Below are 22,745 nucleotides of genomic sequence, written 5' to 3' on the forward strand. Positions count from 1 at the left end.
GAGCAGCGGGTCGGGTGGCGGATCCGGAGTCGGCCGACTCGTGGATCCGCCGTCCGGCTACGGGGTGTTGATCTTCGGCGGCGTGATCTTCCGGGAGGTCAGGACCTCGTCGACCAGCCCGTACTCCACGGCGTCGGCCGCGGTGAGGATCTTGTCGCGCTCGATGTCGATGTTGACCTGCTCGGAGCTGCGGCCCGAGTGGAGGGCCAGCGTGTCCTCGAGCCAGGTGCGCATGCGCATGACCTCGTTGGCCTGGATCTCCAGGTCGGAGGCCTGCCCGCCCTGTCCTCCGGAGAGGGCCGGCTGGTGGATCAGCACGCGGGCGTTCGGCAGGGCCAGGCGCTTGCCCGGCGCTCCCGCGGCCAGCAGGACCGCTGCGGCACTGGCAGCCTGGCCGAGGCAGACGGTCTGCACCTCGGGCCGGATGAACTGCATGGTGTCGTAGATCGCCGTCATGGCCGTGAAGGAACCACCGGGCGAGTTGATGTACAGCGTGATGTCGCGCTCGGGGTCCGTGGACTCGAGGACGAGCAGCTGGGCCATGACGTCGTCCGCGGAGGCGTCGTCCACCTGCGTGCCGAGGAAGATGATGCGGTCCTCGAACAGCTTCGTATACGGGTCCTGGCGCTTGAAGCCGTAGGGCGTGCGCTCTTCGAACTGGGGAAGGATGTAGCGGCTGGTCGGCAGGTTGTGCGCCGACGATCCCGCTGCTGCCTGGAATTCGTGGTTCATGGTGTCTCCTGTAGGACGACTGGTGAAGAGAGGGGCTGGGCGCGGACTAGGCGGTCTGGTCGGTTCCGCCGCCGCCGGCCACGGAGCCCGAGTGCGCGGAGATGTGGTCGAAGAACCCGTATTCGAGGGCTTCCTGGGCCGTGAACCACTTGTCGCGGTCGTTGTCCTTCAGGATCTTCTCGACGGTCTGGCCCGTCTGTTCCGCCGTGAGCTCGGCCATGACCCGCTTCATGTGCAGGATCAGCTCGGCCTGGATCCGGATGTCCGTCGCGGTTCCACCGATGCCGCCGGACGGCTGGTGCATCAGGATCCGGGCGTGGGGCGTCGCGTAGCGCTTGCCCTTCGTGCCCGAGGAGAGCAGGAACTGGCCCATCGAGGCGGCGAGGCCGGTGGCCACGGTGACGACGTCGTTGGGGATGAACTGCATGGTGTCGTAGATCGCCATGCCGGCGGTCACCGAACCACCGGGCGAGTTGATGTAGAGGAAGATGTCGCGCTCGGGATCCTCGGCCGACAGCAGCAGGAGCTGTGAGCAGATGGCGTTCGCGTTGTCGTCGCGGACCTCCGAACCGAGCCAGATGATGCGCTCCTTGAGGAGCCTGTTGTAGATGTAGTCGTCACGACCGCCCATCTCGGGGCCGGCCATGCTCGGGGTGCTTGGTTCGGTTGCCATTGACGTTAACCTCTCACTCTGGCGGGCCGCTGCCGCTTCGGCCGACCCGTCCGTTTGTCTCTCCTTGGACACTAACCCGCTGGCCTCACGAATTGCTCCCGCTCCGGGAACTGTTCGCTGACGGCGCACGGTCGCACGGGCCCCGTCCGGACGCCGTTCGCCGAGGGCTCTCGCCCGTTTCCCGGGGGCTTAAAACAGGCAGCGGCGCCGCCGCCCGAGGGCTACGGCACCGCTGTCTTCGCTGCTGGTTACTCGGAAGCCGCCTTCTTGCGCGGCGCCCTCTTCTTCTTCGGTGCTTCGGCAGCCTCGGGCTCCTCGGCAGCTTCCGGCGCTGCAGCCTCGGGGGCCTCCGTCGCGTCCGCTTCGGCCTCGGTGGCCTCCGCTTCGGGTGCCTCGGCGACCTCGGTGGCCTGGCCGTCCTCGACGACGTCCTGCTCGGTCTCGATGTCGTCCGCGCTGATGGTCTCGGTGTCGTCACCGGCGGGGCGGACGAACTCGCTGAGGTCGACGACGGCACCGTTGGTGTCGGTGACCGTCGCGTACTCGAGGACCTTGGCGAGGGCCTTGCGGCGACGCACTTCTCCGACGATCATCGGGACCTGGCCGCTCTGGTCGAGCATCTGCGCGAACTGGTTCGGCTCCATGCCGTACTGGCCGGCCGTGGAGACGATGTAGTCGATCAGTTCGGGCTGGCTGACGCCGACCTCTTCCTTCTCGGCGACGGCGTCGAGGATGACCTCGTTCTGGAAGGCGCGCTCCGTGTTGGTGCGGATCTCCGCGCGGTGCTCTTCAGTGTCGTGGTCCTCGCCGGCGCTGTGGGCGTTCTCACCGTTGAAGTGCTGCTCGAGCTGCTCTTCGATGACGCTCTGCGGGACCGGCACGGCGACGAGTTCGACGAGCTTGTCGAGCACCTTGTCACGCGCCTCGACGCCCTGGTCCATCAGCTTGGACTCGGAGGCCTGCTTGGTCAGGTCCGCGCGCAGTTCCTCGGCGGTGTCGAACTCCGACGCCAGCTGGGCGAACTCGTCGTCGACCTCGGGGAGTTCGCGCTCCTTGACGGCCTTGACGATGACCTTCACCTGCGCGTCGGCGCCTGCGTGCTCGCCGCCGGCCAGCTTGGTCTCGAAGGTGGCGTCCTCGTCGGTGGAGAGTCCGGTGACGGCCTCGTCCATGCCCTCGAGCATGGTGCCCGAGCCGATCTGGTAGGACAGGTCCTGGGCGGAGTCGACCTCTTCGTCGCCGACCGACGCGGTCAGGTCGATGGTCAGGAAGTCGCCGTCCTGGGCGGGGCGGTCCACCGCGGTGAGGGTGCCGAAGCGCCCGCGCAGCTCGTCCATGGCCTTCTGGATGTCTTCGTCGGATGCCTCGACGGGCTCGACGGTGACCTCGATGCCCTTGTAGTCGGGGAGTTCGATCTCGGGGCGGATGTCCAGTTCGACGCTGAACGTCAGCTGGCCGTCCTTCTTCGCGGGATCGGGGACCTCGGTGATCTCGACCTCGGGGCGGCTGAGGGGGCGGATCCCCGTCTCCTGCACGGCGCTCTGGTAGAAGCCGTTGAGGCCGTCGTTGATGGCGGTCTCGATGACGTAGCCGCGCCCGACGCGCTGGTCGATGAGCTGCGTGGGAACCTTGCCCTTGCGGAAGCCCGGAACCTGCACCTGGGTCGCGATGGTCTTGTAGGCCTCGTCGATGCTGGGCTTCAGTTCCTCGAAAGGTACCTCGACGTTCAGCTTCACCCGGGTGGGGGAAAGGGTTTCAACAGCGCTCTTCACAGCGTAGGACTCCTGAAATGATTGGGATTGGTTCTGCAGCGGAGGCACTTTCCTCATCACACAACAGAGTCGGGGTGACAGGAGTTGAACCTGCGACTTCCTGCTCCCAAAGCAGGCGCTCTACCAAGCTGAGCTACACCCCGTAAGTGCGACTGCCAGTCTACGCATCTTTGCGCCGACCTCGCACATTTGGCGATAGCGCGGCAGCTGTGATGTAGTTATAGGCGTTCCACGGGGCCCTGAAAGGCCTTCTGCGGGGATGTAGCTTAATGGTAAAGCCTCAGTCTTCCAAACTGATTACGCGGGTTCGATTCCCGTCATCCCCTCTGCTCCCGGCCCGATGGGCCGTATCACCCGGACCCGTGGTCCGGGTGTTCCTCTTTAATCCTCCTGGCACTGCGGGCACCAGAACACGTTCCGTGCCGCCATCACCGCGGTGAGGATCGGGGTGCCGCAGCGACGGCACGGCTCACCCGTGCGCTTGTAGACGTAGTGGGGTGCCGAGCGTTTCGGGCGTCCGTTCCGGACCTCCGGCGTCGTCGTCACGATGCGCCCCTCGCGGACGCCGTCGTTCATCAGCCGCACCGTGTCCGCCCAGAGGCCGGCGGCCTCGTCGTCGCGGACCTGCTTGCCGGGCCGCCACGGGTTGATGCCCTGCAGGAACAGCACCTCGGCACGGTAGATGTTGCCGATGCCCGCGATGACCGCTTGGTTCATGAGCTGGATGCCGACGGGCGTGATGCTGGACATGAGCTTCCGTGCGAACACCGTGCCGTCGGACTCCGGCTGGAGGGGGTCCGGCCCGAGTTTCGCGCGGGCCGCCTCCTCCTCCGCGCCGGTGATCACCTCGCACGCGGTGGGTCCCCTGAGGTCCGCCCAGCCGTGCGCCGACACGAACCGGACACGGACGGCGCCGACGGGCGCGGGAGGGCCGGCGTAGCCGGAGGCGGCGCCCTCGTCGGAGGACTGCTCCGACTCCCCCACCCGGCGGGGGGCGCCGATGCTCGAGGCCCCGCGGAACGTCTCGTCGCCGCCGAAGGTCCACGCCCCGTACAGGCCGAGGTGCACGCGCAGGACGCGGTGGTTGTCGAAGCGCAGGAACATCTGCTTGCCGTGCGCGAGCGCGCCGAGCAGCGTGGCGCCGTCGAGCTGCGCGGCCCCGGCGGCGAAGCGTCCCTGCGGGCTCGAGACGGCGAGCCGCTCACCGGTGAAGACGGAGCCGAACTGCCGGGCCAGCCGGTGGACCGAGTGGCCCTCAGGCAACGCGTCCCGTTTCCTCGAACCGGGCCACCTGCGCGATCCTGCGGCTGTGCCGCTCGGCACCGCTGAACGGCTCGGTGAGGAAGGCCTCGATGATCGCCGTCGCCTCCGCCACGGAGTGCTGCCGGCCGCCGACCGCCACGACGTTCGCGTCGTTGTGCTGGCGTGCTAGGCGCGCGGTGTCGAGGCTCCAGGCGAGGGCGGCACGGATGCCGCTCACCTTGTTCGCGGCGATCTGCTCTCCGTTTCCGGAGCCGCCGAGGACGATCCCCAGGGCCTCGGTGCCCGCGGACCGGTCCGCGACGACGGCCTGCGCCGCGTCGATGCAGAACGAGGGGTAGTCGTCCTCGGGATCGTAGGAGGTGGGGCCGTGGTCGACGACGTCGTAGCCTGCCGCGGTGAGGTGCGAGAGCAGGTGGGCGCTGAGCTCCATGCCGGCGTGGTCGGTGGCGAGGTGGACGCGCATGTGATCGGTTCCTTCTGGTGGTGCCGGGGAGGGGCGACGGCGGCTGCGGGAGGTCTCCGCGCAGCAGGACGGGACGGTTCCAGCCTAGACCGCGGGGCCGGAGGGGTCGACGTGCGCGACGGCGCCGGGCAGAGTGGGAGAATCGAACCGCCGCGTAAGCCTGATCACACGCGGAGAATCCGAACCCACCCTGGAGGCGATCCTTGCCCGGTCTGAACCTGACGCGCGACGAAGCACGTGCGCGCGCCGATCTGCTCACCGTCCACTCCTACGAGGTCACGCTCGACCTGACGCGCGGCGAGCGCGTGTTCCGTTCGACGACGGTGGTCTCGTTCGACGCACGCCAGGGCGCCTCGACGTTCATCGACGCCGTGACGGACACCGTGCACCGGGTGGAGCTGAACGGCGTCGCCCTGGACCCGGCGGAGGTCGCCGACGGCGTCCGGATCCAGCTTCCCGTGCTGGCCGCGAGCAACGTCCTCGTGGTCGAGGCCGACATGCTCTACATGAACACCGGGGAGGGCCTCCACCGGTTCATCGATCCCGTGGACGGCGAGGTCTACCTGTACACCCAGTTCGAGGTCCCGGACTCCCGCCGCGTGTTCACCGTCTTCGAGCAGCCCGACCTGAAGTCGACGTTCCGCTTCTCCGTCACCGGGCCCTCGCACTGGGACGTCATCTCGAACACCGCCACGCCGGAGCCCGTCCAGGCCGGGTCCGACGGCGGCGCCTCCACCTGGTCCTTCGAGCCGACGCCCGTCATGTCCTCCTATGTGACGGCGCTGATCGCCGGCCCCTACCAGTCGGTGCGCAGCGAACTGACGAGCTCGGACGGCCGCACCATCCCGCTCGGGGTGTTCGCCCGCAAGTCCCTCATGCAGTACCTGGACGCGGAGAACATCTTCGCCCTCACGCGCCAGGGCTTCGCGTTCTACGAGGAGCAGTTCGGCGCCCCGTACCCGTTCGCGAAGTACGACCAGCTGTTCGTGCCCGAGTTCAACGCCGGCGCCATGGAGAACGCGGGCGCCGTCACGTTCGTCGAGACCTACGTCTTCCGGGGCCGCGTGCCCGACGCGACCGTCGAGCGGCGCGCCATCACCATCCTCCACGAGCTGGCCCACATGTGGTTCGGCGACCTCGTGACCATGCGCTGGTGGAACGACCTCTGGCTGAACGAGTCCTTCGCCGAGTTCATGTCCACCCTCGCGGCCGCCGAGGCCACGGAGTTCGAGCAGGCGTGGACCACGTTCGCGATCCTCGAGAAGGGCTGGGCCTACCGCCAGGACCAGCTGCCCTCCACCCACCCGATCGTCGCCCGGATCAACGACCTCGAGGACGTCCAGGTCAACTTCGACGGGATCACGTACGCGAAGGGTGCGTCCGTGCTCAAGCAGCTGGTGGCCTGGGTGGGTCAGGAGGAGTTCATGCAGGGCGTGCGCCAGTACTTCGCGAAGCACTCCTGGAAGAACACCGAGCTCGTGGACCTGCTGTCCGAGCTGGAGGCCGCCAGCGGGCGTGACCTGAAGGCGTGGTCCGCCCTCTGGCTCGAGACCGCCGGCGTCAACACGCTCCGCCCCGAGTTCACCACCGACGAGAACGGCACGATCACCTCGTTCGCGATCCTCCAGAGCGCGGTCGAGGCGTTCCCGACCATCAGGCCCCACCGCCTCGCGGTCGGCTTCTACGACCACGACGACGACGGCGCCCTCGTCCGCGTGCACCGGCTCGAACTCGACGTCGACGGCGAGCGCACGGAGGTCGCGGACCTCGTGGGTCACCGGCAGCCTGCCCTCGTGCTCCTCAACGACGACGATCTCGCCTACGCGAAGATCCGTCTGGACCCGGCGTCCCTCCGCACGTCCGTGCGCCACGTCAGGGACTTCCGGGATTCCCTCCCCCGCACCCTCGTCCTCGCGTCGGCGTGGGACGCGGCCCGTGACGGCGAGACGCCGGCACGCGACTACGTGGAACTCGTGCTGCAGAACATCGGGGCGGAGTCGGATTCGTCCGTGGTGCTCGTGCTGCTCCGGCAGCTCGCCTCGACCCTCGCGTTCTACGTCACCCCGGAGGACCGCGAACCGATGGGTGACGCCGCGGCGGACAGCCTGCTGGAGCTCGCCCTCGCCGCCGAGGCGGGCTCCGATGACCAGCTGCAGTTCACGAAGGCCTTCTCGGCCCACGCCCGCACGGCGCCCCAGCTGGACACCGTCGCGGCCCTGCTCTCCGGTGAGGACGTTCCCGGGGGGCTCGCCGTGGACCAGGACCTGCGGTGGGAACTGCTCACGAGCCTCGTGGTCGGCGGGCGTGCCGGGGAGCAGGAGATCGACGCCGAGCTCGCGAAGGATTCGACGGCGACCGGCGAGCTCGCGGCGGCCGCGGCCCGGGCGGCTGTGCCGACGCCGGAGGCCAAGGAGGCGGCCTGGGCGGCGCTCGTCGACTCGGCGGACCTGCCGAACGCCGCGCAGCGGTCCATGATCGGCGGGTTCACGCGCGTGCACGACCGCTCGCTCCTGGAGCCCTTCGTGGCGCGGTACTTCGCCTCGATCCAGGACGTCTGGGCAACCCGCACCCACGAGATCGCCCAGCAGATCGTCGTGGGCCTCTACCCGTCGCTCCTCACCACCCAGGACACCCTGGACCGCACGGATGCCTTCCTCGCCGCCCTCGGCGAGGAATCGCCGTCGCTCCGGCGCCTGGTGCTGGAGAGCCGGGACGGCGTGGTGCGCGCCCTGAAGGCGCAGGCCGCCGACCGGTAGGAGCCCACCGGGCGGGGAGGAGCGTCGCCCTCCCCGCCTGCACGGTCCGAGGATGGGGGCGCGCCGGCGCTAGGGTCGTGTCATGAACCTGCAGGAACACCACTACGCAGCGCGGGTCCGCTGGACCGGCAACCTCGGCACCGGGACCTCCGGCTACCGCGCCTACAGCCGCGACCACGAGGTGGAGGTGGACGGCCCGGGCCTGCTCCCCGGGACGGCGGACCCCACCTTCCACGGGGTGACGGACCGCTGGAACCCGGAGCAGCTGCTGCTGACCGCCGTCGCGCAGTGCCACATGCTGTCCTACCTGCACGTCGCGGTGAAGGCCGGCGTCGTCGTCACGGGCTACCGGGACACGGCGACGGGCACCATGCGCCTGAACCGGGACGGCAGCGGCGAGTTCACGGGGATCGTGCTGCACCCCGTCGTCGAGCTGCAGGACGCCTCCCAGAGCAGCCTCGCCGACTCCCTGCACGCGGAAGCGAACCGCCTGTGCTTCATCGCGCGGTCCCTGAACTTCCCGGTCCATCACGAACCCACCGCCGGTCCGGGCCAAGGCTGAGGCCACCGGGGCCGCCCGGCCTCGCTGTAGCCTGTTAAGGCATCCCCGCGCCTACCGCGCCCACCTTCGGCGGACCCCCGGATGCCCGCACGAAAGCGATTCCATGACATTCCTCACCTCCCTCGGCTATGGCGGCCAGGTCATCTCCGCGCTGGTCATCCTGATCGGCGCCCTGATCCTGTGGCTCGTGATCCGCGCCGTGATCAACCGGTCGGTCAAGCGCGTCCAGAGCGGCTACAGCGTCTTCAAGAAGCCGCACTTCAAATGGGCCCAGCCCGCGCTGCGCCCCTTCGACAGCGCCCGGCGCGTCCAGCGCGCTGAGACGATCGGCGGCCTGCTCTCCAGCGTGGCGGCCCTGACCATCGCGATCATCGCCGGCCTGATGGCCATCGACACCCTCGGCTTCAACATCGGGCCCATCCTCGCGAGCGTCGGCATCGTCGGCATCGCGATCGGTTTCGGTGCGCGCGAGGTGATCCGCGACGCCTTCCTCGGCTTCTTCATCACCATCGAGGACCAGTACGGCATCGGCGACACCATCGAGGTGGGAGAGACCGTCGGCACGGTCCAGTCCCTCGGGCTGCGGATCACCCGCATGGTCGACAAGGACGGGGCCATCTGGTACGTGCGGAACGGAGACATCACCAAGGTGGGCAACCGGTCGCAGGGCGACTACGTGGAGCCGACCCCCGACCCCGTCGCGCCCGCCCTGACCCAGGAGCAGTCATGACCACGGAGCAGGACCCGGCGCAGGTACCGGAGGCAACGCCCCCCGCGGGGGCACGGACCGCCCTGCCCGTGGAACGGCTCGTCGCCGCCGGGCAGGGCTTCACCCAGCCGCAGTACACGGACAATTTCTACGAGGCGGTGGGCGGCCACCCCACGTTCGTGCGGCTGGTGGACGCCTTCTACGACGGCGTGGCGGGCGACGAGGTGCTGCGTCCCATGTATCCGGAGCAGGATCTCGGTCCGGCGAAGGAGCGCCTGCTGCTGTTCCTGGAGCAGTACTGGGGCGGGCCGAAGACCTACGGCGAGCAGCGGGGCCATCCGAGGCTCCGCATGCGGCACATGCCGTTCCGGGTGGGGCCGCAGGCACGTGACCGGTGGCTGCAGCACATGCGCGCCGCGGTGGACTCCCTGGACCTCGCTCCCCTGCACGAGACGACCCTGTGGGACTACCTCGAGCGCGCCGCACACTCGATGGTGAACGCCGCGGACTGACGCCGGCCGCCGTCTCCGTGCGGTGCCGGTTGTCGATGACCGGGCGTCAGAGGATGGCGGCGGCGCGGACGAGCACGTGGCCGCGCGGCGTGCTGACGCGGGACCAGCGCCCGTTCGTGTGGACGGTCCCCGTCGTCCCGGGCTGGAGGAAGCCGAGGCTGAGCGCTCCGAAGGCCGCCCCGGCCGGGACGGCGCCGGGCACCCCGGCCAGCGGACGCCCCCACACGGCGATCCTCGCGCTGCTCACCAGGGGCGCGCCCGCGCGCTCGGGCAGGCTGCGGGCCACCTCGGCGATGCCCTCGTGTGCTGCCTGGTCCAGGACGTCGGCGGTCACGGTCCCGGCGGCTTCCCATCCCGAGCGGGGAGGGAGGACGCCGGCCCAGTTCTCGGTGACCGTCACGGTGGGGACGGGGAACACGACGTCGCCGTCGGGCATGCGGGCGAGCCGGTCGAGGACCGAGCCGAGCGCGACGGTGGTGTCGACGTCGGCGTCCTCCTCGAGGGCCATGGTCCGCAGCCCGAGCACGGTGGGCACGGCCTCTCCGAGCACCGTGGGGCGGAGCGTGCACACGTACGCGGCGAGCACCCGGCCGGCGGCCACGAGGCGCATGCCGCCGTCGTCGTTGGCGCGGGCGCGGGCGGTGAAGGTGCGGAGATCGGCGACGGTGTGCGGGTCCGCGAAGCGCAGGGACGGGGACGTCATGCCCGCGCGCCGGCCCGCGTGCGGCGGAAGGGGACGGGTGGTCCCTGCCAGGACAGGAGGACGGCCTTCTGTTCGCCCGACAGGCGCACGGGACGACCGGTGCTGCGGCTGACCAGCACCATGGTGGTCGCGGCGATCGCGCTCGTGGTGCTCCCGTCGGCTGCTACCCGGTCCCGGACCGCATAGCCGAGGTCGAAGCTGGAGCCACCGACCGCGGTGACCCAGAGGTCGACGGCGGCCGGTTCCATGCTCACGGTCAGCGGTGAGCGGTACTCGATCTCCTGGCGGCCGACGAGGGTGTAGTGGTCGGGGTCGATCAGTTCCATGAACGAACCCTCGGGCCGCGACTCGTGCATCAGCGACAGGCGCGCGTCCTCGAGGAACTGGAGGAAGCGGACGTTGTTGACGTGGCCGTAGGAATCCTCGTCGCCGAACCGCAGCTGGAGGGGGAAGGTGTGCACCGGGGACATAGCGCCATCCTCTCAAACCGCGCCGCCCCGCGACGATTCGCCGTGGCACGCGGATCCGGGTGTGAGGAACACCATGGGCGCGGCCGCGTGCCCGTATTGAGTGCGCATGGAGCGGCGTCTACTGTCAGTAGATGCCCGGGAGCGCACCGCTTCCACCGCCCCCGCCCACGAGGAGACACCGAACCATGGCAGAACACGCGCCCGCATCAGAGGCACCGGCGCGGGGAGCGCAGGCGAAGGACCCAACCCGGGCCCTGCTGGATCTGCTCGACCTCAGCAGCGCCGAGGGGGCGCAGACGGACGAGGAGATCTACGTCGGGAGCTCCGCACGCCAGCCGGGCCGGCGCGTCTTCGGCGGCCAGGTGCTCGCTCAGTCGCTGATCGCCGCGATGCGGACGGTCGAGCCGACGCGCGAGGTCCACTCCATGCACGGGTACTTCCTGCGGGCGGGCGACGCCGACCAGCCCATCACGTTCGGCGTCCAGCGGCTCCGTGACGGGCGGTCGTTCTCCGCCCGCCGCACGCACGCCTACCAGAACGGTGTGCCCATCCTGTCGATGATCGCCTCGTTCCAGGAGCCCGACGAGGGCATCACCCACCAGGACACGATGCCCGCCGGCGTCCCCGATCCGGAGAGCCTGCCGTCCACGGCCGAACTGCTCGGCGCCTTCGACCACCCCGTGGCGCAGGCGTGGGCCTTCGACCGGCCGTTCGACATCCGGCACGTCGACGCACCGCTGTACCTGTCCAACGAGGGGTCGCGGGAGCCCCGGAACGCCGTCTGGATGCGCAGCCTCGGACCCATGCCCGACGATCCGAACATCCACCGTGCCGCCCTCGCGTACGCGAGCGACTACACGCTGCTCGAATCGATCCTGCGACCCCACGGCCTGAGCTGGATCCATCCCGGCATGAACGTGGCGAGCCTCGACCACGCGATGTGGTGGCACCGCCCCGTGCGGGTGGACGACTGGCTGCTGTACGTCCAGAGCTCCCCCAGCGCGTCCGGTTCGCGCGGGCTCGCCGCCGGCCGCATCTACGACCGCAGCGGGGCGCTCGTGGCGAGCGTGGCCCAGGAGGGCATGGTCAGGATCCCGCCCGCCTGACCTGCACGTTCGCACCACACACAGCAGAAGGGACACGGCCGCGGCCTTGTCCCTTCCTGTGACTGCTTCCGCCGGGGCGGACCTCCGCTAGTCGCGCGTGAGGCGGCGGTGCGTGACGCGGTGCGGCTTCGCGGCGTCGGCTCCGAGCCGTTCCACCTTGTTCTGCTCGTAGGCGTCGAAGTTGCCCTCGAACCAGTACCAGTGGTCCGGGTTCTCCTCGGTGCCCTCGTAGGACAGGATGTGGGTGGCCACCCGGTCGAGGAACCACCGGTCGTGCGAGACGACGACGGCACAGCCGGGGAACTCGAGCAGGGCGTTCTCGAGGCTCGAGAGCGTCTCGACGTCGAGGTCGTTGGTCGGTTCGTCGAGGAGCAGCAGGTTGCCACCCTGCTTCAGGGTCATCGCGAGGTTCAGCCTGTTGCGCTCACCGCCGGAGAGGACGCCGGCCTTCTTCTGCTGGTCCGGTCCCTTGAACCCGAACGCCGACACGTAGGCGCGCGAGGGCATCTCGACCTGGCCCACCTGGATGAAATCGAGGCCGTCGGAGACGACCTCCCACAGGCTCTTGTTGGGGTCGATGCCGCCGCGGGACTGGTCCACGTAGGAGATCTTCACCGAATCGCCGATCCGCAGTTCGCCGCCGTCGAGGGGTTCCAGGCCCACGATCGTCTTGAACAGGGTGGTCTTGCCGACACCGTTCGGGCCGATGACGCCGACGATCCCGTTGCGGGGCAGCGAGAAGGACAGGCCGTCGATGAGGATGCGCTCGTCGTACCCCTTGCGGAGGTCGTGCGCCTCGATGACCTGGCTGCCGAGCCTGGGGCCCGGCGGGATCTGGATCTCCTCGAAGTCGAGCTTCCGGGTGCGCTCCGCCTCGGCTGCCATCTCCTCGTACCGGTTCAGGCGCGCCTTGGACTTCGTCTGGCGTCCCTTGGCGTTCGAGCGGACCCATTCGAGTTCCTCGGTCAGCCGCCGGGAGAGCTTCTGGTCCTTCTTGCCCTGCACCTCGAGGCGCGCGCGCTTCTTCTCCAGGTAGGTCGAGTAGTTGCCCTCGTAGGGGTACAGGTGTCCGCGGTCCACCTCCGCGATCCATTCGGCGACGTGGTCGAGGAAGTAGCGATCGTGGGTCACGGCGAGCACGGCGCCGGCGTAGGACTTCAGGTGCTGCTCGAGCCAGAGCACGCTCTCGGCGTCGAGGTGGTTGGTGGGCTCGTCGAGGAGGAGCAGGTCGGGCTTCTGCAGCAGCAGCTTGCAGAGCGCCACACGGCGGCGCTCACCACCGGAGAGGACCCGGACGTCGGCCTCCGGCGGCGGGCAGCGCAGGGCGTCCATGGCCTGCTCGAGCTGGGAGTCGAGGTCCCAGGCGTCGGCGGCGTCGATGGCCTCCTGCAGCTTGCCCATCTCGTCGAGGAGGGTGTCGTAGTCGGCGTCCGGGGAGGCCATCTCCTCGGAGATCTCGTTGAACCGCTGGATCTTCCCGTAGATCTCGCCGACGCCCTCCTGGACGTTGCCGAGCACGGTCTTCTCCTCGTTCAGCGGGGGCTCCTGCAGGAGGATGCCGACCGTGTACCCGGGGCTGAGGCGCGCCTCGCCGTTCGACGGGGTGTCCATGCCTGCCATGATCTTCAGGATGGTGGACTTACCCGCACCATTCGGCCCCACCACGCCGATCTTCGCGCCAGGGAAGAACGACATGCTGACGTCGTCGAGGATTACTTTGTCGCCAACGGCCTTGCGGGCCTTGCTCATTGTGTAGATAAATTCCGCCATACCACCAAGGCTAGTGGGTGGCCGGACCGATTCCACACTCGGGCCGTCCGTGCTGGTGGCCGTCGGCCCGCTCCGGTCCGCGAATCAGCGCACCTCCCTGATGCGGGAGCAGCTCCCGCCTCCGCGAAGCCCTGCTCCCGATCAGCCACCGGCTGCGCCTAGAACGGGACGGTCTCCTCCTGACGGGCGTCCTCGTGGTCGCCGCCCGCCTCCCCTGTCGGCAGGGGGTCGCCCGCACCCTCGTCGTCGCCCGGGTCCGCATCGAAACCCGATGCTCCCCCGAACACCTCTCCCGTGGCGGCATCCACCCCGGCGGGAAGATCGTCCCCGGCGGGGTGGATGCCGCCGGCCGCGTCCTCCGATCCGGCACCCTGCTGGGCCTCGCTGCGGTCGGCCGTGGTGCGCTTGAAGTTCGCGGTGCCCCACATGAGGTCGTGTCCGGCGGTGTCCGCGTCGATGTCCACGGATGTTCCCGTCCGGCCGTCCGCGTTGATCCACGGACGCACCCTGAGCCGCCCGGTGACGATCACGCGGTCGCCCTTCTTCAGGCTTGCCCCCGCATTGGTGGCGAGCTGGCGGAACATGGACACCGAGTACCAGTTCGTGTGCCCGTCCACCCAGGCATTCGTCTCCCTGTCGAAGCGGCGGTCGGTGGAGCACATGCGGAAGCCGGCGACGGCCAGTCCGCTCTGCGCCGAGGTGAGCCGCACGTCCGTGGCGACATAGCCCCGCACGGTGATGATGTCGGTCATGATCTGTCCTTCCGTAGATCCCGGGGGTCGGCGTTCGATGCCGGCCTCGACCAAGTCTTCGTGCGGAGGACCACCCGCGCCGGGGCGAGCGGGCGTATGTTGACAACCACCCCGAGTCGCCCTGCGCGGGATAGGAGCACAGGCAGGAGCGCGGGCAGGCAAAGCAAAGGGCCGGACGCCTCGGCGTCCGGCCCTGATGCTGTGCCCCCGGCAGGATTCGAACCTGCGACCAGAGGATTAGAAGGCCCCTGCTCTATCCCCTGAGCTACGGAGGCAGTCACGCCAGTTTACTATGGCGGTCCGGTGGGGGGCCCGACCACGGTCCCAGGGGCCCGTGGGCACACGCCTATTGGCTCACGGCGGGGAAGCTCACCCTCAGTTCCAGGCGGTGCTGCCCGTCCGGGTCCTGGGAGTAGACGGCCTTGCCCGCGATGCCGCGGAGACCCTCCGTGCCGGAGCCCGGGATGATGTGCCCCGAACTCGCGGCGTCCGCCCCCTCGGCGACACCCCAGTGCTGGACGGTCATCGCACCCGTCCGGTCCCCGATGGTCCCGACGAACTGTTCGGACGCGACGTAGCCGGCGCCGACGTCGTTCCCCGCCATCAGCAGTTCCGCCGTGCTGGTCCCGCTGATCTCGCCTTCGAACACCTTCGAGGCCCGCACGCGGGAGAGCTCGCCCGTGCTGCCCGGCTCCGCGTAGGGCTCGGCATCCCAGCTGGTGATCTCGAACTCGCCGTTGTACGTCGTCGTTCCTGTGTCAATCATCTGTTCAGTATCGCGGTTCAGGGCGGGTATCGCATGCCCAGCCTGTTCTCAGTGCATCACTCCGGGCGCCGCGGGCCGATAACGCCGGAGGAACAGGACCTTCGTGCTGCGATCCACGAACACGAGGTAGAGCGCGAATCCGAGCGCGATGACCGCCGCGATCTGCCGCGCCATCATGAGGCTGAAGTCGAAGTACGGGAAGATGTCGAGCTGGTCCGTGATGGCGTAGACCATGAAGAAGGCGACCGTGAAGTACAGGAACTTCACCTGCCAGTCGTCGCGGATGCCGGTGACCGCGAAGAGCGGGATCAGCCAGACCACGTACCAGGACTGGATCATCGGCGCCAGCACCACGATGGCCGCGAAGGCGATGGCCAGGCGGTGGACGAGACGGCTGTGGTCGCCGCGGAAGACCTGCAGCGCGATGATGACGAGCGAGGCCACCCGGGCGAGGGTGTGGAACCCGCCGGCGAGGTCCCATCCGGGCAGGCCGACGGCGTCCCCGAGCGTGGCGATGACGAGCCCGATGAAGCCGACGGGTGCATACCAGATCCAGACGCTGCCCGGGGTGCTGAGGGCACCCACCCAGCCGAACCCGAAGGTGTTCACCAGCCCCATGACCCAGAGGATCCCGAGCGACATGCCCGCGGTGAGGAACCAGTAGAGGAACCGCCGCGGCCAGGACGCTCCCCTGCCCGCCCACATCAGGCCGACGAAGGGCAGGAAGATCAGGGTGATCGGCTTGATGCCGACCGAGAGCGTGATCAGGAGGATCCCGAGGAGGGGCCTCTTCGTCGCCGCCAGGTACAGGCCGGCGAGGGCAAGGCCGATCATGAGCGCATCGTTGTGGATGGCCGCCACGAAGTTGATGAGGAACAGCGGATTCGCGGCGGTCAGCCACAGGGCGCGGTTCGCGTTGATGGAATGGAGGGCCGCGAGCTTGGGGATGACGTACACGCACAGGGCCACGCCCACGAGTGCGACGACCCGGAACAGGATGATGGAGGTGTCGGGGTGTCCGCCCGTGATCCTGACGATGCCCTCCTCGATCCAGAGGAAGACGGGCCCGTAGGGCGTGGGGCTCTGCGCCCAGAGGTCGTCGGCACCGATCTGCAGGTAGTTCGAGATCTGCGAGTACCCGTCGACATAGGGGTTGAGCCCGGCCACCATGACCTGGCCCTGGGCGATGTAGGCGAAGACGTCGCGGCTGAAGAGCGGCAGCGCCGCGGCGAGCGGGATGGTCCACGCGATGATGGCCTTCATCACGTACGGCCTCGTGTCGTCCGACCAGCCGTTCAGCCGCTGGCCCAGCCGTAGCCACGACCGGACGAGGAGCATCCCGCCGAGTGCGAGGAGGAGCACGGAGAGCACGGCGCCGGCCGGCTCGAACCGGAGCCAGATGATGATCGGGGTGCGCCTGAGTTCCGCCGACGCCAGCGAGAGCCAGCCGACGCCGAGCGACCCCATCCACATGAGGAGGGATCCGACGAACCCCTGCGCGATGGCGACGTTCGGTCGGTTCGGCCCCCGCCGCGTTTCGACGTCGGAGAGCGGGACCTGGGAGGACATCGGGGAAATCCAATCGTCGGCAAGCATGAGTCGGCGTCGAACGCCCTGCCCTCGGGCCGTCGGCCGGTGACGACCGACGGCGGGCGACCCGCGAGCGGTGCCCTTACCGGAAGCGGCAGGGTTTCCCAGATCTCCCCGCAACCCTGAGCGAACTGTTCGAATATTAGCATCGGGCGCGGAGAGCGCCCCGGCAGGCGCCGCCGTCGGCGCGCGCCCCGATCGTGCTCCGGCCTGCGGGTCGGGCGCGCGGCGGCGGGCGCGGAAGCGGGGGTACCGGGCGGTACATTGGTCGAATGCCGATATCGAATGACCCCATCGTCTGGATCGACTGCGAGATGACGGGACTGGACCTCGTCAACGACGCCCTGATCGAGGTCGCCGTCCTCGTGACGGATTCCGAGCTCAACGTCCTCGGCGACGGGGTGGACGTGGTGATCAAGCCCACGCCCGAGGCCGTCGCCCAGATGGGCGACTTCGTGCGCACCATGCACACGACGTCGGGCCTGCTGGAGGAGCTCGACGACGGCATCACCATGGAGGACGCCGAGCAGCAGGTCCTCGAGTACATCAGGAAATGGGTGCCGGAACCCCGCAAGGCCCAGCTGGCAGGCAACTCCGTGGGCACGGACCGCAACTTCCTCGTCCGCGACATGCCGCTCGTCGTCGACCACCTGCACTACCGCGTCATCGACGTCTCGACCATCAAGGAACTGGCGCGCCGCTGGTACACCCGCGCCTACTTCCAGTCCCCCGCGAAGACGGGGGGCCACCGGGCCCTGGGGGACATCGAGGATTCGATCCGGGAACTGCGGTACTACCGGTCGGCGGTCTTCGTGCCCTCCCCCGGTCCCGACTCCGCCACGAGCAAGGACATCGCGCGCACGATCGCGTCCTGACGGACTCGGGCGGCGGCCTCCCGCCGTTGTCAGGACCACACCGAAAAGTGTGTAAACTTGGATCCGCTGCCTTCCACGGACAGCCCGGCCGGCCAGTCGCCACCGGGATGCACCGCGGAGACACATGGTGGGTATAGCTCAGCTGGCAGAGCGCCTGGTTGTGGTCCAGGAGGTCGCGGGTTCAAGCCCCGTTACTCACCCTCAGTCGTCAGGAATGTTCCTGGCCACGTATGCCGTCCCGGAGATCATCCGGGGCGGCATACGTCATTCAGGCCCCATCAAGCCCAAGCCCTGGAGAACGGCCGCCCGGCCTGCGCCTTCACGGGCTGCGAGCATCCGAAGGACCCACGTCATGGAACGCACTGTGTTCGAAGAAGATCACGAGCTCTTCCGCGATGTCGCCCGCGAGTTCAACGACCGCGCCGTCGCTCCCCACTACGCCGATTGGGACCGACAGCACCTGATGGACCGCTCGGTCTGGACCGCGGCGGGCGAGCAGGGACTGCTGGGGCTCGCCGTCCCCGAGGAGTTCGGCGGCGCAGGCATGCCGGACTACCGGTTCCGGACGGTGCTGGACGAGGAGTTCGCCCGGAGCAACCACCTCGCCGTCGGGCTCGCCTTCCACCTGCAGGACGACCTCGTGCTGCCGCACCTGCTCACCTACGGCTCGGACGACCTCAAGGAGCGGTGGCTGCCGGGCATGGTCTCGGGTGAGATCGTCACGTCCTGCGCCTGGACCGAGCCGGGAGCCGGGAGCGATCTCCGCGGCATCCGGACCAGGGCCGTGCGCGACGGCGACGACTGGCTGATCACCGGCCAGAAGGTGTTCATCGGCAACGGGATCAGCGGGGACGCATCCCTCGTGCTCGCGCGCACCGACGGCAGCTCGGGCCGGGGCTCGAGCGACGCGTTCTCCCTATTCATGGTGCGCAAGGGCGAGGGCTACGCGCCCGGCCGCCAGCTGGACAAGATGGGCCTCCGCGCGTCCGACACCGCCGAACTCTTCTTCGACAACGTCCGCGTGCCCGGCGCCGACCTCGTGGGCGAGGTGGGCCAGGGCCTGCGCTACAGCCTCGAGCAGATCCCGCAGGGCCGCCTCGGCATCGCCGTCGCCTCCGCCGCGCTCGCGCGGGCGACCTACGAGCAGACCCTGCGGTACGTGACCGAGCGCAGCGCGTTCGGCGAGCGCGTGCTCGACTTCCAGAACACCCGCCATGTGCTCGCCGACATCCTCACCGAGGTCCGGGTGACGGAGACCTTCGTCGACCAGGCAGTGCTGGCCTTCAACGCGGGCACGCTGACCCCCACGGACGCCGCCCAGGCCAAGCTGTGGGCCAGTGAACGGGCGAAGTCCGTCACGGACCGCTGCCTCCAGCTGCACGGCGGCTACGGCTACATCCTCGAATACCCGGTCTCGCAGGCCTTCCTCGCCGCGCGGCTGCTGACGATCTTCGGCGGGACCAGCGAGATCATGCGCGAGTCCATCGGCCGGTCGATCGCCGACCGCCCCACCCAGAACAGGTAGGTTCCATGACCGTCCACCCCATCACGATCGCCGGCGAGCCCGTCCTGCACCGGCGGGCCCTCCCCGTCGAGGCGTTCGACGACGCGCTGCGCACCCTCATCGCCGACATGTTCGAGACGATGGACGTCGCCAACGGGGTGGGCCTCGCCGCACCGCAGATCGGCGTGGGGTTGCGCCTGTTCGTCTACGGGATGGAGAACGACGACGACGTCACGCCGCGCGGTGTCCTCGTCAACCCGACGCTCGTGACCTCGAAGGTCCCCGGGTCCGACCCCGACCCGGAGGACGAGGCGGAGGGCTGCCTGTCCGTCCCCGGTGAGTCCTTCCCCCTCAAGCGGGCCGACTGGGCACGGGTGTCAGGGTTCGACGGTGACGGCGTGCCCGTCGAGTTCGAGGCCACGGGGTGGTTCGCCCGCTGCATGCAGCACGAGTACGACCACCTCGACGGCAGGCTCTACGTGGATCGCCTCAACAACCGCCAGGGACGCAAGGCGAGCAAGGCGATGAAGAACAACGGCTGGGGCGTGCCCGGGCTCACCTGGATGCCCGGAGTGGACCCGGACCCGTTCGGGCACTAGCCGGATCGCGCCGGAGCCGGGGGCTCCGGTGTCAGGTGCTCCGGTGTCAGGTGTTCCTCGTGACCTGGACCTGCGCTGCGGCCGCCGGGGCCTCGACGAGGTCCTCCAGCCGCTTCACGCCCCGGAGGGGTCCCAGCAGGGCCACCAATGGAGCGGTGCACGCGATGAGGACGCCGATGAGGACGGCCTCGCGGATGCCGACGGTCTCCGCGAGGATTCCGGCCAGCAGGCTTGCGAGCGCGAGCATGCCCCAGCTCACCGTGCGCGACGCGGCGCCGAGACGGCCCATCATGTCCGGCGGGCAGACGCGCTGGCGGAAGCTCGTACCGACGACGATGTTCCAGGAGACACTCGCGCCCATCACGAACATGCCCAGGAGCCCCCAGAGCATACCGGCCCCGGGCGAGAGGATCAGCAGGGAGGCGTAGCCGAGCACCCCGGGCACCATGGACCAGCGCCACAGCGGCCCGGAGCCGAAGCGCTCACCCAGGGAGTTGGCCGTGACCCCGCCGACAGCTCCCCCGATGGAGGATGCGGCCAGCAGCAGGCCGAGCCACAGCTCCGATTCCCCGAGGGTCCTCAGCACCAGCAGCACGAGCAGTGACGCGGAGATGTTGCCGCCGAGGTTCCAGAGCGCGGCGTTGAGGAGGAGCGCGCGCAGCGGGGCGGTGCTGAAGGTGTAACGCAGCCCCTCCCACATCTCCCGGACGATCCGGTGGTCGCTCCGCGGGCGGACGATCTCCCTGACGTCCAGGCGCTGGATGGCCACCAGCGCGATGACCGACGTCGTCACCTGCACGATCAGCGTGTTCGAGGCGCCGACGGCCCCGGTGAGCCATCCCCCTGCGGAGCGTCCTGCTGCGTCCGCGGCGGCACCGGAGCCCGTGATCAGGCCGTTGCCCTCCATGAGTTCGTCCGCGGTGACGGCCTGCTGCACCAGGGCGGCGTCCGCGAGCTGGAAGAAGACGCCGGCCACGCCCGCGATGAATGCGGCGGCGAACAGCAAGGGAGTGCTGAGGAACCCGAACCAGTAGCCGACGGGCAGGAGGGCGAGGACCACGACGCGGACGGCGAGGGACGCGAGCATCACCGGCTTACGCGGCAGCCGATCGACCCATACGCCGATGAGCAGTCCGCAGAGGAGCCAGGGCAGGAAGGTCATGCCGGCGAGGGCTGCGACCTCGAAGTTGCTGGCATCGAGTTCCACCGCGGCGATGACGGGCAGCGCCACCGCCGCGACGGCGTTGCCGAGCACGCCGAACGTACTGGAGACCATGAGTGCGCGGAAGTTCCTGTTGCGCACGAACAGGTGTCGTTCGGCAGTGCCCCCGGTGCTCATCCGATCACCCTAAGCCAGAGCGCCCCCGACGATCGGGCCGCCGCGGCCGGTTTTCGGCAGCGGTTCGTCGAGTCTTGACGGGTTCGCGGCCACGACCGATAATCATTCGCCTCGGCAACGGAAATGTCGGACCGTTGTTCCCGATTTCTCCCTTGGCTTAGCGCGACCCCTGCGATTGCAGGGCGGTCGGTGGAAGAGCACCATGGAGCAGGGAGTGCGTCCCGCGATCGTTCCCCCAGCAGTATCGCGGTCGACGAACTCCCGAGGCGGCTATAGACGCCGGACGGTCCCCCTACCTCTTGAGACCGGGTACGGGGGACCGTTTCATGCCCGCGATCGCGCGGCCGGGTCGAGGCGAACGGGCCGGCCCCGAAGCCCCAGCAGCAGGCCGACCCGTTCATACCGCAGCGCTTGCGTATGAGACCCGCAGCGGTGTTCACACAGTAGGACGAGCGGGGGCCCGCGACAACGTGTGACGCGCCGGAGACCTCGCACGGGGTGCGGATCGAGGGAGCAGCTCATCCGGTCCCGGCTGCCGTCGGCTGTCCTGCCGGGGGGAGGTCGAGGGATGGGTCGACCGATACGCCGGGTTCTGTCATCGCGCGCCGTCGCCGGCCCGCGAGTAGCGACCATCCATCTACGGACGCCGTTGCCGACGCCCTCCAGCGGCCTACCCGTGCACTCGGGCGGGCAGCCCTCGAACGCGCACTGTCTGGCCTTGCTCCGGGTGGGGTTTACCGAGCCGTGCCGGTCACCCGGCACGCTGGTGGTCTCTTACACCGCCTTTTCACCCTTACTGCCCGCGCCGGCCGAAGCCTGCGGCGGGAGCGGTCTCTTTTCTGTGGCACTGGCCTGCGGGTTACCCCGAGTGGGCGTTACCCACCACCCTGCCCTGCGGAGCCCGGACGTTCCTCGGTGGAGCGGATGCTCTCGCACCGTCCAACGCGGCCGCCTGGTCGACCCATCCGGTGACTATTCTAGGTGACCGGGACGCCGCCGGCTGCCGCGCACGGGTGGCCGGTCCGGGTTGGATACAGTGGATCGGTGCTGATCCTGCTCCCCCCGTCCGAAGGCAAGTCCGCAGCCCGTACGGGTGCCCCGCTCCACCTCGACGATCTCCACTTCCCCGAGCTCAACGACGCGCGCCGGGCCGTGCTCCACGCCCTCAGGACCGCCAGTGCCGCCGACGACGCCCATGCGGTCCTCGGCGTCGGGGCGTCCCTCGCCGAGGACGTGGCACGGAACCTGGTGCTGGACGTGGCACCCGCCGCCCCCGCCCACGACATCTACTCGGGGGTCCTGTACGACGCCCTCGACTACGCCGGCATGACCGCCGTGCAGCGCCGCAAGGCGCGGGATCAGTGCGTCGTCGTGTCCGCCCTGTGGGGGGCCGTGGGGTTCGGCGACAGGATCCCGGCGTACCGCCTGTCGATGTCGGTGGACCTCCCGGGCACGGGGCGCCTCGCGACCTACTGGAGGAAGCACCTCGCGGCTCCCCTGGCGCACCACGCGGATGACGGCCTGATCGTCGACTGCCGGTCGAGCACCTACGCGGCGGCCTGGGCCTCACCGCCGCGGCAGAGCGCCGCCGTCAGCGTGTTCCAGGTCCGGAACGGGAAGCGGACGGTCGTCTCGCACTTCGCGAAGCACACGCGGGGCGAGCTCGCCCGGCACCTGATCACGCGCCGCGGCGGAGCACCCGCGACGCCGGACGCCCTGCTCGGGGCCGCCCGCGAGAAATGGACGGCCGAGCTCGAGCCGGCCACCGGGCGGAAGCCCGCGCAGCTGAACATCGTGCTCGACTGACGGGTGCTTCGGGCCACCGATTC

The 22,745-nt window shown here is 69.4% G+C and carries 21 protein-coding genes, 4 tRNA genes and 1 other RNA gene; 11 read left to right on the forward strand and 15 right to left on the reverse strand.

The features are described from left to right. Nucleotides 1–57: 57 nt before the first annotated feature. The 4 genes from MWM45_RS09830 to MWM45_RS09845 all read right to left on the reverse strand — a co-directional run bounded on the left by MWM45_RS09830 (nt 58) and on the right by MWM45_RS09845 (nt 3,320). Nucleotides 58–732, reverse strand: coding sequence for an ATP-dependent Clp protease proteolytic subunit (locus tag MWM45_RS09830; protein ID WP_247826296.1), 675 nt, complete (start codon nt 730–732; stop codon nt 58–60). Between the two features lie 46 nt (nt 733–778). Continuing rightward, nucleotides 779–1,405 carry an ATP-dependent Clp protease proteolytic subunit gene (locus tag MWM45_RS09835; protein ID WP_269429750.1) on the reverse strand — a complete coding sequence of 209 codons (627 nt, stop codon included), beginning with the start codon at nt 1,403–1,405 and terminating at the stop codon, nt 779–781. Nucleotides 1,406–1,653: 248 nt separating this feature from the next. Next, nucleotides 1,654–3,177, reverse strand: a complete 1,524-nt coding sequence (gene tig / locus MWM45_RS09840; protein ID WP_247826297.1) for a trigger factor — start codon at nt 3,175–3,177, stop codon at nt 1,654–1,656. Nucleotides 3,178–3,246: 69 nt separating this feature from the next. After that, nucleotides 3,247–3,320, reverse strand: a tRNA-Pro gene (locus tag MWM45_RS09845). A 112-nt stretch (nt 3,321–3,432) separates the two neighbouring features. On the opposite strand from MWM45_RS09845, the gene MWM45_RS09850 reads away from it, so the two are divergent. Beyond that, nucleotides 3,433–3,503 (forward strand) — tRNA-Gly (locus MWM45_RS09850). Between the two features lie 55 nt (nt 3,504–3,558). Here the strand turns inward: MWM45_RS09850 and MWM45_RS09855 are convergent. Both MWM45_RS09855 and MWM45_RS09860 read right to left on the reverse strand, forming a co-directional pair. Beyond that, nucleotides 3,559–4,440, reverse strand: a complete 882-nt coding sequence (locus MWM45_RS09855) for an Fpg/Nei family DNA glycosylase (protein WP_247826298.1) — start codon at nt 4,438–4,440, stop codon at nt 3,559–3,561. Continuing rightward, nucleotides 4,433–4,903, reverse strand: coding sequence for a ribose-5-phosphate isomerase (locus tag MWM45_RS09860; RefSeq protein ID WP_247826299.1), 471 nt, complete (start codon nt 4,901–4,903; stop codon nt 4,433–4,435). The genes MWM45_RS09855 and MWM45_RS09860 overlap by 8 nt, the downstream gene beginning before the upstream one ends. Nucleotides 4,904–5,115: 212 nt before the next feature. On the opposite strand from MWM45_RS09860, the gene pepN reads away from it, so the two are divergent. From pepN to MWM45_RS09880, 4 genes are all read left to right on the forward strand, one after another. Further along, a complete protein-coding gene (gene pepN / locus MWM45_RS09865) occupies nt 5,116–7,659 on the forward strand; it encodes an aminopeptidase N (protein ID WP_247829197.1) in 2,544 nt (847 codons plus the stop codon). Nucleotides 7,660–7,741: 82 nt separating this feature from the next. Continuing rightward, nucleotides 7,742–8,221, forward strand: coding sequence for an OsmC family protein (locus MWM45_RS09870; protein ID WP_247826300.1), 480 nt, complete (start codon nt 7,742–7,744; stop codon nt 8,219–8,221). A 103-nt stretch (nt 8,222–8,324) separates the two neighbouring features. Further along, complete coding sequence (locus MWM45_RS09875) at nt 8,325–8,951, forward strand: mechanosensitive ion channel family protein (RefSeq protein ID WP_247826301.1); 627 nt, start codon at nt 8,325–8,327, stop codon at nt 8,949–8,951. After that, on the forward strand, nt 8,948–9,442 hold the full coding sequence (locus MWM45_RS09880; protein WP_418909680.1) for a globin: 495 nt from the start codon (nt 8,948–8,950) through the stop codon (nt 9,440–9,442). Before MWM45_RS09875 ends, MWM45_RS09880 begins: the two co-directional genes overlap by 4 nt. 46 nt (nt 9,443–9,488) lie before the next feature. Here the strand turns inward: MWM45_RS09880 and MWM45_RS09885 are convergent, their stop codons facing one another. Then, nucleotides 9,489–10,145, reverse strand: coding sequence for a DUF8185 domain-containing protein (locus MWM45_RS09885; RefSeq protein WP_247826302.1), 657 nt, complete (start codon nt 10,143–10,145; stop codon nt 9,489–9,491). Next, the gene (locus tag MWM45_RS09890) at nt 10,142–10,615 is read right to left on the reverse strand and encodes an acyl-CoA thioesterase (protein ID WP_247826303.1); all 474 of its coding nucleotides are present in this window, start codon (nt 10,613–10,615) and stop codon (nt 10,142–10,144) included. The genes MWM45_RS09885 and MWM45_RS09890 overlap by 4 nt, the downstream gene beginning before the upstream one ends. Before the next feature lie 185 nt (nt 10,616–10,800). On the opposite strand from MWM45_RS09890, the gene tesB reads away from it, so the two are divergent. After that, nucleotides 10,801–11,721, forward strand: a complete 921-nt coding sequence (gene tesB, locus MWM45_RS09895; RefSeq protein WP_247826304.1) for an acyl-CoA thioesterase II — start codon at nt 10,801–10,803, stop codon at nt 11,719–11,721. 87 nt (nt 11,722–11,808) lie between these two features. Here tesB and ettA read toward each other — a convergent pair whose 3' ends face one another. The 5 genes from ettA to mptB all read right to left on the reverse strand — a co-directional run bounded on the left by ettA (nt 11,809) and on the right by mptB (nt 16,578). After that, nucleotides 11,809–13,491, reverse strand: a complete 1,683-nt coding sequence (ettA, locus tag MWM45_RS09900) for an energy-dependent translational throttle protein EttA (protein ID WP_043445691.1) — start codon at nt 13,489–13,491, stop codon at nt 11,809–11,811. A 158-nt stretch (nt 13,492–13,649) separates the two neighbouring features. Continuing rightward, entirely contained in the window at nt 13,650–14,243 is a 594-nt protein-coding gene (ssb, locus tag MWM45_RS09905) for a single-stranded DNA-binding protein (RefSeq protein ID WP_247826305.1), read from the reverse strand. Between the two features lie 202 nt (nt 14,244–14,445). Next, nucleotides 14,446–14,518, reverse strand: a tRNA-Arg gene (locus MWM45_RS09910). A gap of 71 nt (nt 14,519–14,589) precedes the next feature. Further along, entirely contained in the window at nt 14,590–15,009 is a 420-nt protein-coding gene (locus tag MWM45_RS09915) for a DUF3224 domain-containing protein (protein WP_247826306.1), read from the reverse strand. Nucleotides 15,010–15,057: 48 nt separating this feature from the next. Then, complete coding sequence (mptB, locus tag MWM45_RS09920; protein WP_247826307.1) at nt 15,058–16,578, reverse strand: polyprenol phosphomannose-dependent alpha 1,6 mannosyltransferase MptB; 1,521 nt, start codon at nt 16,576–16,578, stop codon at nt 15,058–15,060. A gap of 293 nt (nt 16,579–16,871) precedes the next feature. Between mptB and orn the strand changes: the two genes are divergently transcribed. The 4 genes from orn to def all read left to right on the forward strand — a co-directional run bounded on the left by orn (nt 16,872) and on the right by def (nt 19,577). After that, nucleotides 16,872–17,474, forward strand: a complete 603-nt coding sequence (gene orn / locus MWM45_RS09925) for an oligoribonuclease (RefSeq protein WP_247826308.1) — start codon at nt 16,872–16,874, stop codon at nt 17,472–17,474. Between the two features lie 127 nt (nt 17,475–17,601). Then, nucleotides 17,602–17,674, forward strand: a tRNA-His gene (locus tag MWM45_RS09930). 152 nt (nt 17,675–17,826) lie between these two features. Then, on the forward strand, nt 17,827–18,999 hold the full coding sequence (locus tag MWM45_RS09935) for an acyl-CoA dehydrogenase family protein (RefSeq protein ID WP_247826309.1): 1,173 nt from the start codon (nt 17,827–17,829) through the stop codon (nt 18,997–18,999). Nucleotides 19,000–19,004: 5 nt separating this feature from the next. After that, entirely contained in the window at nt 19,005–19,577 is a 573-nt protein-coding gene (gene def, locus MWM45_RS09940; protein WP_247826310.1) for a peptide deformylase, read from the forward strand. A gap of 46 nt (nt 19,578–19,623) precedes the next feature. On the opposite strand, the gene MWM45_RS09945 is transcribed toward def, so the two are convergent. Then, nucleotides 19,624–20,916, reverse strand: coding sequence for an MFS transporter (locus MWM45_RS09945; RefSeq protein WP_247826311.1), 1,293 nt, complete (start codon nt 20,914–20,916; stop codon nt 19,624–19,626). A 565-nt stretch (nt 20,917–21,481) separates the two neighbouring features. Continuing rightward, nucleotides 21,482–21,880, reverse strand: an RNA gene (gene rnpB / locus MWM45_RS09950) — RNase P RNA component class A. Between the two features lie 80 nt (nt 21,881–21,960). Here rnpB and MWM45_RS09955 point away from each other — a divergent pair. After that, the gene (locus MWM45_RS09955; protein ID WP_247826312.1) at nt 21,961–22,722 is read left to right on the forward strand and encodes a YaaA family protein; all 762 of its coding nucleotides are present in this window, start codon (nt 21,961–21,963) and stop codon (nt 22,720–22,722) included. The last annotated feature ends 23 nt before the right edge of the window (nt 22,723–22,745 follow it).

Source organism: Arthrobacter antioxidans, from assembly GCF_023100725.1.
Classification (GTDB): Bacteria; Actinomycetota; Actinomycetes; order Actinomycetales; family Micrococcaceae; genus Arthrobacter_D; species Arthrobacter_D antioxidans.